This is a genomic window from Nonomuraea sp. JJY05, assembly GCF_043496855.1.
GTDB lineage: Bacteria > Actinomycetota > Actinomycetes > Streptosporangiales > Streptosporangiaceae > Nonomuraea.
This window is the reverse complement of sequence record NZ_JBIEIS010000024.1, coordinates 56,405-68,990: the sequence shown is the minus strand read 5'-3', so window position 1 is coordinate 68,990 and position 12,586 is coordinate 56,405. Positions and strand designations below refer to the sequence as shown.

8 protein-coding genes are annotated in these 12,586 nt (G+C 69.3%); 2 read left to right on the top strand and 6 right to left on the bottom strand.

Features of this window, described 5'->3' with window-relative positions:
* Positions 1 to 19: 19 nt before the first annotated feature.
* The gene (secA, locus tag ACFKCF_RS33740; protein ID WP_394499327.1) at positions 20 to 2,809 is read right to left on the bottom strand and encodes a preprotein translocase subunit SecA; all 2,790 of its coding nucleotides are present in this window, start codon (positions 2,807 to 2,809) and stop codon (positions 20 to 22) included.
* Positions 2,810 to 3,032: 223 nt separating this feature from the next.
* Between secA and ACFKCF_RS33735 the strand changes: the two genes are divergently transcribed.
* Together ACFKCF_RS33735 and ACFKCF_RS33730 are read left to right on the top strand one after the other, a co-directional pair.
* Positions 3,033 to 3,293 carry an HGxxPAAW family protein gene (locus ACFKCF_RS33735; protein WP_394499326.1) on the top strand — a complete coding sequence of 87 codons (261 nt, stop codon included), beginning with the start codon at positions 3,033 to 3,035 and terminating at the stop codon, positions 3,291 to 3,293.
* Between the two features lie 742 nt (positions 3,294 to 4,035).
* Complete coding sequence (locus tag ACFKCF_RS33730) at positions 4,036 to 5,235, top strand: winged helix-turn-helix domain-containing protein (RefSeq protein ID WP_394499325.1); 1,200 nt, start codon at positions 4,036 to 4,038, stop codon at positions 5,233 to 5,235.
* An 845-nt stretch (positions 5,236 to 6,080) separates the two neighbouring features.
* Here the strand turns inward: ACFKCF_RS33730 and ACFKCF_RS33725 are convergent.
* The 5 genes from ACFKCF_RS33725 to mtrB form a co-directional block, all read right to left on the bottom strand.
* A complete protein-coding gene (locus ACFKCF_RS33725) occupies positions 6,081 to 6,779 on the bottom strand; it encodes a response regulator (RefSeq protein ID WP_192790224.1) in 699 nt (232 codons plus the stop codon).
* A gap of 172 nt (positions 6,780 to 6,951) precedes the next feature.
* Positions 6,952 to 7,608, bottom strand: a complete 657-nt coding sequence (gene hpf / locus ACFKCF_RS33720; RefSeq protein ID WP_394499324.1) for a ribosome hibernation-promoting factor, HPF/YfiA family — start codon at positions 7,606 to 7,608, stop codon at positions 6,952 to 6,954.
* A 628-nt stretch (positions 7,609 to 8,236) separates the two neighbouring features.
* Positions 8,237 to 8,920: a ComF family protein gene (locus ACFKCF_RS33715; RefSeq protein WP_394499323.1), complete on the bottom strand. Its 684-nt coding sequence runs from the start codon at positions 8,918 to 8,920 to the stop codon at positions 8,237 to 8,239.
* Positions 8,921 to 9,130: 210 nt separating this feature from the next.
* Entirely contained in the window at positions 9,131 to 10,873 is a 1,743-nt protein-coding gene (locus tag ACFKCF_RS33710) for an LpqB family beta-propeller domain-containing protein (protein WP_394499322.1), read from the bottom strand.
* Positions 10,860 to 12,581, bottom strand: coding sequence for an MtrAB system histidine kinase MtrB (gene mtrB / locus ACFKCF_RS33705; protein WP_394499321.1), 1,722 nt, complete (start codon positions 12,579 to 12,581; stop codon positions 10,860 to 10,862). Before mtrB ends, ACFKCF_RS33710 begins: the two co-directional genes overlap by 14 nt.
* Positions 12,582 to 12,586 lie beyond the last annotated feature (5 nt).

The window sequence follows — 12,586 nt, the reverse complement described above, 5'->3', positions numbered from 1 at the left end:
GGGGTCTCAGAAGAGAGCGTCAGGCCGCGTTCTTGGGATCGCCGTGGCAGCGCTTGTACTTCTTGCCCGACCCACACGGGCAGGGCGCGTTGCGCTCCACGTTTCCGTACGCGGCCCGCTCCGCCGAAGTGGTGCGGACGCGGGTGTGCTCGACCTCGCCCTGCTCGCCGGGCGCGGTGTATTCGAGCTCGGCCGGCCGCTCAGGCCCGCGCAGCCCGCGCGCGATGATCGAGCGGGTCTCCGCGAGGACCGCGTCCTCCTCCTCGACGATCGGGTTTTCCTGCACCTCCACCTCGAGGTTGAACAGGAATCCGACCGAGTCCTCCTTGATGCCCTCGAGCATCGCGGCGAACATCTCGAAGCCCTCGCGGGCGTACTCGATCTTGGGGTCCTTCTGCGCGTAGGCCCGCATGCCGATGCCCTCGCGCAGGTAGTCCATCTCGTACAGGTGCTCGCGCCACTTCCGGTCGAGAACCGAGAGGATCACGCGGCGCTCCAGGTCGCGCATGGTCTCGGGGCCGAACTCCTCCTCACGCCTGGCGTACGCCTCGAGCGCGTCGGCCTTGACCTTCTCGGCGATGAACTCGGCAGACAGCTCCTCGCGGCTGCCGGCCTCCTCGACGAGGTCCTCGATCCTGACCGAGATCGGGTAGAGCTCCCCGAACGCCTTCCACAGCTTGTCGAGGTCCCACTCCTCGGCGAAACCCTCGGACGTGGCGCCCTGCACGTAGCCGTCGATCACCTCGCCGACGAAGCCGCGCACCTGCTCGTGCAGGTCGGCGCCCTCCAGCACGCGGTGGCGCTCGGCGTAGATGACCTTGCGCTGGCGGTCCATGACCTCGTCGTACTTCAGAACTTCCTTGCGGATCTCGAAGTTCTGCTGCTCGACCTGGTGCTGGGCGGAGGCGATGGCCTTGGAGACGATGCCCGACTCGATCGGCTGGTCGTCGGGGATCTGCAGCCTGGTCATGATCATCTCGACCCTGGCCGAGTTGAACAGACGCATGAGGTCGTCGCCGAGCGACAGGTAGAACCGCGACTCACCGGGGTCGCCCTGACGGCCGGAGCGGCCGCGGAGCTGGTTGTCGATGCGGCGCGACTCGTGGCGCTCGGTGCCGAGAACGTAGAGGCCGCCGAGCGCGGTGACCTCGTCGTGCTCGGCCTTGACCGCCGCCCTGGCCTTCTCCAGCGCCTCGGGGTAGGCCTTCTCGTACTCCTCCGGCGTCTCGACCGGGTCGAGACCGCGCTGGCGCAGCTCGAGGTCGGCGCGGAACTCGGAGTTGCCGCCGAGCATGATGTCGGTGCCTCGACCGGCCATGTTGGTGGCGACGGTGACCGCGCCCTTGCGCCCGGCCTCGGCGATGATCGACGCCTCACGCGCGTGGTTCTTCGCGTTGAGCACCTCGTGCTGCACCCCGCGGCGCTTGAGCGCCTTGGACAGCCGCTCGGACTTCTCCACCGAGGTCGTGCCGACGAGCACCGGCTGCCCGGCCTCGTAGCGCTCCTTGATGTCCTGGACCACCGCGTCGAACTTGGCGTCCTCGGTCTTGTAGACCACGTCCGCCTGGTCCTTGCGGACCATCGGCCGGTTGGTCGGGATCGGGACGACACCCAGCTTGTACGTCTGGTGGAACTCGTTGGCCTCGGTGGCGGCCGTACCGGTCATTCCGCTCAGCTTGGCGTAGAGGCGGAAGTAGTTCTGCAGGGTGACCGTGGCGAGAGTCTGGTTCTCGTCCTTGATCTTCACACCCTCTTTGGCCTCGATGGCCTGGTGCATGCCCTCGTTGTAGCGGCGCCCGTGCAGGATGCGGCCGGTGAACTCGTCGACGATCAGGACCTCGCCGTCGGCGACGATGTAGTCCTTGTCCTTCTTGAACAGCTCCTTGGCCTTGAGCGCGTTGTTCAGGAAGCCGACGAGGTGGGTGTGCTCGGGCTTGTAGAGGTTGTCGATGCCGAGCCAGTCCTCGACCTTCTCGACACCGGCCTCCAGGATGCCGACCGTGCGCTTCTTCTCGTCGACGATGTAGTCGCCGGTGCTCTCCTCGCCCGGGTTCTTCGCCTCGACGCCCTTGCGCAGGCGGGGCACGATCTTGGCGAACTCCTGGTACCACTTGCCCGACTGCTCGCCGGGGCCGGAGATGATCAGCGGCGTACGGGCCTCGTCGATCAGGATGGAGTCGACCTCGTCGACGATCGCGAAGTTGTGGCCGCGCTGGGCGCACTCCTCGAGCGACCACGCCATGTTGTCGCGCAGGTAGTCGAAGCCGAACTCGTTGTTGGTGCCGTAGGTGATGTCGGCTTCGTACTGCTTGCGGCGCTCGTCGGGCTGCTGGCCTGCGACGATGCAGCCGACCTCGAGGCCGAGGAACCGGTGAACGCGGCCCATGGTCTCGGCGTCACGCTTGGCCAGGTAGTCGTTGACCGTGACGACGTGGACGCCCTTGCCGGAGATCGCGTTGAGGTACGCCGGCAGCGTACAGGTCAGCGTCTTGCCCTCACCGGTCTTCATCTCAGAGATGTTGCCCATGTGGAGGTTGGCGCCGCCCATGATCTGCACGTCGTAGGGCCGCTGGCCGAGCACGCGGCGGGCCGCCTCGCGCACGGTCGCGAACGCCTCGGGAAGCAGATCGTCGAGCGATTCACCGTCTGCATGGCGCTGCTTGAACTCATCCGTCAGCGCACGCAACTCCGCGTCGGACAGGCTCGTGAAGTCGTCCTCGATGGAGTTGACCTGGTCTGCGATCCGCTTGAGCTTGCGCAGGATCTTACCTTCGCCGGCACGTAGGATCTTGTCGAGAATGGCTGCCACTTTATGTAAAGCTCCTCGCAGGTCTTCCCCGGCGGCGCCGCCAGGAGGAGAGGCCGAGACAAACTTCCCCGTTGCCATCGTAGGCGGTTCCGCAACCAGACACAGCCACCGTGACGACGAGGGCGCCACACCCGTCTGGGAGAATGGGGCAAGGCAGAGGGTATGCCGGTTGAGAGCCGGCTCGCACCAATAAGCGCGATAACCGGCAAAGGAAGGATTAGTCATGGTTGAGGGGAAGAAGTCGGAGCATACGGAGAATCTCGGCAGCCACGCCGGGCGCGCGTCCTCGTGGCTCGCGGTGACGGTGATGCTCGTGGGCACGGTCGTGGCCGGCTTCGGTCTCACGGTCGCCAACTGGACGCTCGTCTGGGTCGGCGCCGGAGTGTTCGTCGTGGGCGGCATCCTGGCCCTTGTCTTCGATATCTTCACCGACGTCGTGATCGACGCGCCCCGCGTGGGCATGCGCGCTGAAGATCACCGCTGACGCAGGCTTCACCGGGCGGGCACCCACCCCACGGGTGTCCCGCCAGCTCCCGCCTCCTCCGGCCTTCACGTCGCCGACGACACCTCACCGGGGCCTTTCGTAATAGGCAAGCACAATCCCCGTAACGACGAACCCACCGCGCGTGTCGGGCAGGGACGCGGGGTTGCTCAAGCGGCAGACGAGCCACAGCCGTGCCAGGCGACGCCGACGAGGGCGGGCGGCGTTGACGATGGGCATGCCGGACGCGATTGCGTCGACGGTCGGCGGTGGGGCAAGCCATGCGGCATGAGCCGGTGGCGGGCCCGGCGCGATCGGCGCTGGCGGGGCAGCCAACCGGGCGCGAATGACGTTAGCGGGCACGATCCGGGGCCGGATGGCGTGGGCTTGGTGGCGGGCCTGACGCGAGTGGTGCTAGCAGGAGCGGCGGGCGACCTCTACTGCCGACGGGTGCGAGTCGCCTCAGCAAGCCGGCAGGCGAGGCGCGTGGCGTCGGCGGGTGTGGTCGAGGTTGCCGGGGCGCGTGGCGTAGATCGACCGGACGCGGATCGTGGGGTACCTCGAAGGCGGGGCGGGCCCGTGACGTAGACCAGCCGGGCGCGGATCGTGGAATGCCTCGAAGGCGGGGCGGGCCCGTGACTTAGACCAGCCGGGCGCGATGGTGGGTGCCTCGGGGCGGGCGGGGGTGTTTTGTCGGTGGGCGTCGCTAGATTGCTCGCATGCATCGCCATACGCAATTGCAGACATGACCGGCAGCACCGACCTGACCCTCGACGAGGCGCGCCGGATCATCCTCCGCTCCCAGGGCATGATCGGCGCCGACGCGCGCAAGGGCGGGACGCACGCGATGCTGCGCAGGCTGGGCGCCGTGCAGCTCGACACGATCTCGGTGCTCGCCCGCTCCCACGAGCTGGTCGCCTACGCCCGCCTGGGTGCGGTGGGCCGGGCCGGCATCGAGCGGGCCTACTGGCACAATCCCGCCCAGAGCTTCGAATACTGGTGCCACGCCGCCTGCATCCTGCCCATCGAGCACTGGCCGCTCTACTCGTTCCGGCGGCGGGCGTACCGCAAGCGGCGCTACCGCTGGCACGAGGTCCCCGACGGGGTGGAGAAGCTGCTGGAGCAGGTACGCGAGCAGGGCCCGCTGACGACCTCGGACGTCGGCGGGGCCAAGAACGGCGGGCCGTGGTGGGACTGGTCCGACTCCAAGATCGGCCTGGAGTGGCTGCTCGACATCGGCGAGCTGGTCTGCAGCCGCCGCGTCGGCTGGCGGCGCGTCTATGACCTGGCCGAACGCGTGGTCCCCGCCGAGCTCCTGGCCGATGACCTCTCCGACGAGGAGTGCGTCGTACGCCTGGCCGCCGTGGCGGGCCGGTCCCTTGGCGTGGCCAACAGGACCGACCTCATCGACTTCCTGCGGGTAAAGGGCGAGTACGCCGCCCTGCTCGACGAGGCCCTGCGCAGCGGCGCGGCGGGCCTGGTGCCCGTGACGGTCGCGGGCTGGCCCGGCAAGAAGGGCGCCCCCAACGCCTGGGCGGATCCGGCGGCGCTGGAGTCCGAGCCGCGCGGGCGCCACCGCACGACGCTGCTGTCGCCGTTCGACTCCCTCATCTGGCACCGCGGGCGCACCGAGCGCGTCTTCGGCTTCCAGTACACGCTCGAGCTGTACGTCCCCAAGCACAAGCGGGTCCACGGCTACTTCACGATGCCCGTCCTGGCGGGCGGCCGGCTGATCGGGCGCGTCGATCCGACCCGTGAGGGCAGCACGCTGGTGATCCGGCAGCTCCACCTGGAGCCGGGCCTGTCATCCGCCAAGTGGGCCGACGCCCTGGCGGACGCCCTGAGGTCGGCGGCGGAGTGGGTGGGTTGCGACACCGTACGCGTCGAACGCGCCGATCCGCCCGAGCTCGTCCCCATCCTGAACGCCGCCACCGCCGCCCTCTAACAGCCCCAGCACTGCGGCTCGGCGCTAGGAGGACGGGCTGTGGGGCGGCCGCCTGCCCGCCTGTCCCTGGCCGCCGCCCAGGCTCGGGGGCCCCGGGTGACACGGCCTCGCGGGCGCCCGTGGCTTCCCTGTCCCCTAACCATCCACGTAGGGCCGAGGTGACGGGGACCTGACGGACGTGGATGGCTGCCTGCCGCTTGACCGCCCAGGTCGGCCCGGGGTGACACCGCCTAACGGGCGTGGATGGGGGCCGAGGTGACGGGCCTGGTGGGCAGGGATGGCTGCCTGCCCCATGGCCGTCCAGGTGGCGCCGAGATGATGCGGCTCGGCGGGCATTGGCGGCTGGCCCCTTGATCACCCAGCCGGGAGCCGGAAGCCGGGACGACACAGCCTCGCGGGCGTAGGTGACCGCCTGCGTTATGGCCGTCCGGATGGTGCGGGGGTGACGGAACCTGGTGGGCGCGGGTGGCCGCCTGACCTATGACCGCCCGGGTGGGGGTCGGGGTGACGGAACCTGGGTGGGCGTGGGTGGCCGCCTGCCCATGGCCGTCCGGATGAGGGCCGGGGTGACGGAGCCGGGGTGACGGGGCCGGGGTGACGGAACCTGGGTGGGCGTGGGTGGCTGCCTGGCGCGTGGCCGTCCAGGCGGGGTCGAGATGATGCGGTCTGGCGGGCGTTGGCCGCCAGACCCCCTTGGCCGCCCAGGCGGAGGCCGGGGTGACACGGCCTGGCGGGCGTAGATGACCGCCTGCCCCGTGGCCGTCCGGGTGGGGGGCGAGGTGATGGGGCCTGATGGCCGTGGGTGGCTGCCTGCCCGGTGGGCGCCCGGGGAGGCGGCCTGTGGGCTAGGTGATCTCCAGCATGCGCTCTCGCACCGCGTACACCACGGCCTCCATCCTCGAGTGCAGCTGCAGCTTGTCGAGGATGTTGCGTACGTGGTTCTTCACGGTGTTCTCGGAGATGAACAGCTGCTTGGCGATCTCGCGGTTGTTCATCCCCTTGGCCACCAGCCGCAGGACCTCCATCTCGCGATCGGTCAGGCGGGGGACGGGGAGCTGGGGTGGGCGCTCGGACTCCTTGCGGCTCATGCTCTGGAACTCGGTGATGAGCTTGGCGGCCATCGCCGGGTTGATTAAGGACTGGCCCTCGTGCACGCCGCGCACCGCGGCCGGCACGTCGTTGATCTGGACGTCCTTGAGCAGATAGCCGGTGGCGCCCGCCTTGATGGCCTCGAAGAGGTCCTCTTCCTCGTCGCTCACCGTCAGCATGATGATGCGCGTGCTCGGGACCGAGGCCTTGATGCCCTTCGTGGCCTCGATCCCGTCCTGTCGCGGCATGCGCACGTCCATGAGCGCGATGTCGGGCATGAGGCGGTTGGCCAACTCGACCGCCTCCTGCCCGTCGCTCGCTTCGCCGACCACCTCGATGTCGGGCTCAGCGGCCAGCGCGAGAGCCAGGCTGCGCCGGATCAGCTCGTGATCGTCAACGATCAACACGCGGATCGGCTCGCTCGCTGAGGTACGGACCTCGCCAGACTCGGTCACGAGGCCTCCTTGATCCGCCTCGCGACAGCCTTTGCCTCGCTTCGCTCGCTCACCTGAACCTGACTGAGCTCGCTCACGTCTCCTCCTCGTCGGGGGGCCAGAGCCGTTGAACCGCCATGATGACATGGGAGCCGCGGTTCTCGGGTGGTCGAGAAGATCTTTCAGCGCGCGATCATGGCTCTACGAGCCGCAACACGCCGTAGTTGTAGCCGCGTCTGTTGTAGACGACGCACGGCTGGCCGCTCTCCTTGTCACGGAACAGATAGAAGTCGTGCCCGACCAGCTCCATCTCGAGGAGGGCCTGGTCGATGGTCATGGGTTCCGCTTTGTGGAACTTCTCTCGGACGATGAGCGGCCCTTCGCCGTCCATCTCGATGGGGACGATGTCGTCGTAGCGCTGGTCGCGCTGCACCTGCTCATCCTCTTCGGCCTCGGCGGGGACGGTGGCCGCCCGCGGGGCCAGGTCCGCGACATCGGGGAGCGTCGCGGTGATCTCCGCCACTGAGGGCGGGCAGTGGTTGCCGTGGTGGACTTTGCGCCGGTCGGCCAGCCGCCTGAGGCGGCCTTCCAGCTTGTCGAGGGCCATGTCGAGGGCTGCGAATCGGTCGTCGGCCGAGGCTTCGGCGCGGATGGCCGGTCCTCGAGAGTGAATGGTGAGCTCGACGCGCTCGCGCTGGTCAGCGAGGCGCGGATTGCGTTCTTTCGACACCTCCACATCGACTCGGATGAGTTTGTTGTCCAGACGTTCGATCCTGGCCAGCTTGGTCGTCACGTGGTCACGGAACCGATCACTCACACCTGTGTGCCGGCCCTTGACGATGATGTCCATGCAACAGCCCCCCTTCGGTCTAGCGACTGAGCAAGAGCGCCCGACTACGTGCCTGTCGGACGGGGTCTGCTGTCTGCCTTTCTGTCACCGTTACCCTCTTCCGACTCTGCGTCACCGGGAACTCGGTTGGCACCCGTCCGGCCGACCTGGTCTTCGACCCCACATCCGCCTGCTGAGGGTTTCGCAGCTCTGTTGCCACTACTGCCCTTCTCTTCTGGCGAGGGACATCTGGACCCTCGGGAAGGCAGGACTTACCCCTAAGCCGCACCGTGATCGGTCGACAAAGAGTCGCCTTACGTGGACCGTTTTGCCTGCGGCTGGCATCGGCTAGCAGAGCCGGGGACCCCGACCCTGCGCAACCACGGACCCGAACGGGTGCCATGTCAGAACGCTATCCGCATCCTGCGCGAATGTCAGCCGGAGGATCGGCCAAAGGATCACGTACCGTGATTTTCCCGGGGTCCTCATGCCCTCCCAAATGCCCTATTCAACCGATCGGCAACCCTTATGAGGATGGAGCTCCCGCCCGTTGAGCAGCCCCGCCGCCCCCTTGGGGGAAGTGACATGTGGCCTCCTGGTGAGGATAGCGATTTGGATCTTTCTTTACGCACCGTAACCGTAATCCTTTTCAAGATCTTCGGCGTGTCGCGGCGACAGTCGCTGCCAGCGGCACTCGCACTCCCGCCGAGCTCAGCGCCCTGGCGGCCTCCGCGAGGGTCGCCCCGGTCGTGACGATGTCGTCCAGGAGCACCGCAACGGCCGCTGGAGAGCCTTTCGCCGCTCGCCGCACCTGGAGTGACCCCGCGAGGTTGGAGCTCCTCTCGGCGGAACTCAGCCGCGCCTGGTCGGCCACCCGCCGAGCCTGGCTCAGCGCCGGCCAGACCTCCGCCCGCATGCCCCACGCCCGCAGCCGGCCCGTGGTCAGCACCGCCAGCCGCCCGATCGGGTCGTGGCCCCGGTGCCGGCGCGTCCGCCGCGCGCTCGGCACCGGCACCACCGCGAACCGCCCACCGGCCCAGGGTGCGTTCGCGCCGTTGACCGCCGTCACGACGGTGAACGCCACGGCCTCCGCCAGCACCCCTGCCAACACCACCGCGCCCCGCTCCTTGTACGCCACGACCGCCCTGCGCACCGCGCCCTCGTACGGTGCCGCCGACCAGCAGTCGGGCAGGCCGCCCGGCACGGGCTCGGGCAACCGCCTGGCGGGCGCGCCGACGAGCTCGGCATGACAGCCCGCGCACCATCGCGCCCCTCCGGCGCCGCACCCGGCGCACGACTGCGGCAGGACGAGGTCGAGCACGGCGGTCAGCACGCGTGCCAGGATGCCGCCCGCGACCGACAATTTCCGCCCGGGGCGGGTGAACGGCCAACCCGGGGCGGGTGAACGGCCGACCCAGGCGAACGGCCGACCCGGAGCGAGTGAACGGCCGACCCAGGCGAACGGCCGACCCGGAGCGAGTGAACGGCCGACCCAGGCGAACGGCCGACCCGGAGCGAGTGAACGGCCGACCCAGGCGAACGGCTAACCCAGGGGGAAGAGCGGGGTGCTGGCGCCGGATTCGATCTTGGTGGTCCAGGACTGCCGGTCCTGGCTGAGCTCCATGATCTGGTTGCCCTTGGCCGTCTTGGCCTCCGCCAGCACGCGGTCCTTCACCGCGGCCACCGACTCCAGCGGCTCCTTCAAGGGCACCCCCACGATCTCCCCGTCCCCCACGTTGATCTCGTTGAGCACCTGCCCCGCCTGGCCCTCCACCAGCACCAGCAGGTGCTCGTCATCCTCCCAGGCCACGTCGAGGATCGTGTTTCCCCCCTCGGTGGTGGTCAGCGCCTGGAAGTTGCCCAGCATCGTCCCGGCCGCCCCACCGGTGAGCGCGCCGATCTGGACCGTGTTCTTCCCGGTGGTGACCGCCACCCGCACGCCGTCCCTGGCGATCCTGAGCCGGGTGACGTCCAGCCCGGTCAGCTTGGGCGCGGAGATCCGCTGGGGGCCCTTCCCGCTCATCGGGTCGTACCGGAGCAGGGCGCCGTTCGTCTGGTCGTAGGTCCATAGGGACCCGTCCCGGTGCCACGTGGGCGGGGTCAGCTTGCCCTGTATGACCTCCTGCCAGCGCCCCGACTGCGTCAGCGCCGCCACCGAGATGCCGGTCGAGGTCTGCGCGGCGACGTACCCCCCGTCCTTGGACAGGGCGAAGTCGTGGAAGCCGTCGCGCTGCTGCCCCGCCGGGCCCGGCACGGCGCCCGCGGGCCCGTCCTTGCTCATGTAGTGGACGGCGCCCTTGCTGATGTAGTACGCGGCGTCGCTGGTGGCGTCCAGCCAGTCGTCGTCGGAGTCGGGCCGGTCGATGGAGTAGGACTCCCCGTTCACCTGGATCTCGATGACGCGGCCCTTGGCGATCTCGTTCTTGTTCAGGCTGTACCTGATCTGGGCCCGCAGCGAGTCCTCGGCGCTCAGGTCCAGGGTGTCGAGGGGGCCGGCGAGGTTGATCACCACGCGGTCCTCGCCGGACCTGATCGACTCGATCCTGGTGTCGGGCGGGAAGCTCGTCGTCACCGCCCCCTGCAGGGCCGAGGTGGGGTTCTTGAGCAGGCGCTGCAGGATGGTCTGCGCGTACGTCTCCGTCGGCTTGAGGCGCAGGCGTACGCGGTCCACGACCAGCGTGTTCGGGCTGTTGCCGTTCAGGTAGTAGAGGTTCGTGGCCCGGTACGCGCGCGTCACGTCGGAGTTGGTGAGCAGCAGCCCGTTGGGCAGGCTCTTGACCAGGTAACCGCCGCCCTCCGCCTTCACGAGTTCGAAGGAGTCCTCCCAGGGGCCGGCGGTGGGGGCGTACGAGTCGTCCTCCTTGATGCGCGCCACCCACCGGCCCTTGACCGTGACCTTCTCCACCGGCGCCGTCGCCTCGCGCTCGGCGGGAGGCACGATCTCGAACGCGTCGTCGACGACCGTCACCGGGCCCGCGGCGCTCCACTTCGCCCGCGCCTCCTGGGTCAGGTACTGGGGCAGGATGGTCGGGTCGTCGGCGTAGGCGGCCATGGCCGCCTGCAGACCCCTGATCGTCTGCTCCTCGTTCCAGGTCTTGTCGGGCGGGAAGGCGATCATGCGGTGGAACGGCTTGCTCAGCGGGTCGCCGCTGCCGGCCTCGTTGACGGTGATGGGACCGGTCACGGGGATCACGGTGCAGCCGGAGCTCGCGCAGACCACGGCGACCCCGATCGCGAACACCGCGCCGAGCCGCCAGATCCGCTCACACCGCCTAGTCGTCGTCATGGTCGGCCCCGTCCGCCGAGGCCGGCAGCAGCACCGGCGTCATGGCCGTGCGCCACGTACGTCGCATCTCGATCTCCGGCGGCACCAGCGACAGCGGCGAGCCCTTCAGGTCGGCCCCGGCCGTCCTCGGCAGCGTCAGCCGGAACTGCGAGCCCTCCCCCGGCTGCCCCCATGCCTGCAGCCAGCCGCCGTGCAGCGTGGCGTCCTCGCGCGAGATCGCCAGCCCGAGCCCGGTGCCGCCGATGGTCCGGGCCCGCGACGGGTCGGCCCGCCAGAAGCGGTCGAACACCATCGTGTCCTCGCCGCCCTTCAGCCCGATCCCGTGGTCGCGCACGGCGACCGCGACCGCGTCCCGGTCGGCGCCGACGGTGACCACGATGTCCCTGCCCTCACCGTGCTCGATGGCGTTGAACAGCAGGTTGCGCAGGATCCGCTCGACCCGGCGGTTGTCGATCTCGGCCATGCACGGCTCGTTGGGCAGCCGGAGCTCGAAGCGGGTCGCGTGCCGCTCGGCCAGCGCCTCGGAGTCGGCGATGGCCCGCAGGACCACGTCGCGCACGTCCACGGGGTCGAGGTCGAGCGTGGCGGCGCCGGCGTCGTAGCGGCTGATCTCCAGCAGGTCGGCCAGCATCGACTCGAACCGTTCGAGCTGGGCCTGCATGAGCTCCGCCGAGCGGGCGGCCATCGGGTCGAAGTCCTCGCGGGCGTCGTAGAGCAGGTCGGCGGCCATGCGCACGGTCGTCAGCGGCGTGCGCAGCTCGTGGGAGACGTCGGAGACGAACTGCCGCTGGACCTGCGAGAGCTCCTCCAGCTGGTGGATCTTCAGCGCCAGGTTGGCGGCCATCTCGTTGAACGAGTTCGCCAGGCGGGCCAGGTCGTCCTCGCCGCGCACCTTGAGCCGTTCGTCCAGCTTGCCGGAGGCCAGGCGCTCGGCGGCCTGGCGCGCCAGCCGTACGGGGGCGACGACCTGGCGGGCGACCAGGTACGCGATGGCGGCGAGCAGCAGCACGAGCCCGAGGCCGACCACGACGATGGCCAGCCGGACGTTGGACAGCAGCTCCTCTTCGTCCGTGAACGGGAAGAAGTGGTAGACCTCGTAGCTCTGGCCGCTGGACGGCACGTGCACGGTGCCGCCGACCACGTACGTGAGCCTGGGCTGGCTCTCGCCGACGAACTTGATCTTCTCGATCGAGCCGACGGTCTTCTTCTGCACGTTGTGCCGCAGGCTCTCCGGCACGTTGGACGGCACGACGCCCCCGGACGCCCGCGACTGGCCGGGGATCGCCTTGTTGAGAATCAGCACGTCGTAGCGCTTCTTGGAGCCGTTCTCGCCCGATCCGGTGACGATGTCCATGACGTCGTCGAGCGGGTTGGCCGAGCCCTTCTTGCCGCTGTCGGGCTTGGTCGGGTCGTCGGTCTCGGGCGCCAGCGCGTCGGCGATCTGGAGGCGGTCGGCGAACGCCTCGCTGGCGGAGGAGCGCTGGCTGCTCTGCACGACCGACCGGTTGATCTGCTCGGACAGGAACGTGCCCAGCACGACCACCACGATCACGGAGATCACCAGCGTGCTGGTGACCACCTGGAGCTGGAGCGACCGTCGCCACACGCTCCGTGTCCTGCCTGCCGCACGGCGCACCCGCCGGCGAACGCCGCCGAGAATCTGGCGGAATGTCCGTCGGCGGGAACGCTTCTTCTTCGCCGGGGGCATGGCAG

Excerpts from the sequence above, each read along its gene's own strand:
- ACFKCF_RS33735 (WP_394499326.1), top strand. The coding sequence starts at position 3,033 with ATGGTTGAGGGGAAGAAGTCGGAGCATACGGAGAATCTCGGCAGCCAC.
- ACFKCF_RS33730 (WP_394499325.1), top strand. The coding sequence starts at position 4,036 with ATGACCGGCAGCACCGACCTGACCCTCGACGAGGCGCGCCGGATCATC.
- hpf (WP_394499324.1), bottom strand. The coding sequence starts at position 7,608 with ATGGACATCATCGTCAAGGGCCGGCACACAGGTGTGAGTGATCGGTTC.
- ACFKCF_RS33710 (WP_394499322.1), bottom strand. The coding sequence starts at position 10,873 with ATGACGACGACTAGGCGGTGTGAGCGGATCTGGCGGCTCGGCGCGGTG.
- mtrB (WP_394499321.1), bottom strand. The coding sequence starts at position 12,581 with ATGCCCCCGGCGAAGAAGAAGCGTTCCCGCCGACGGACATTCCGCCAG.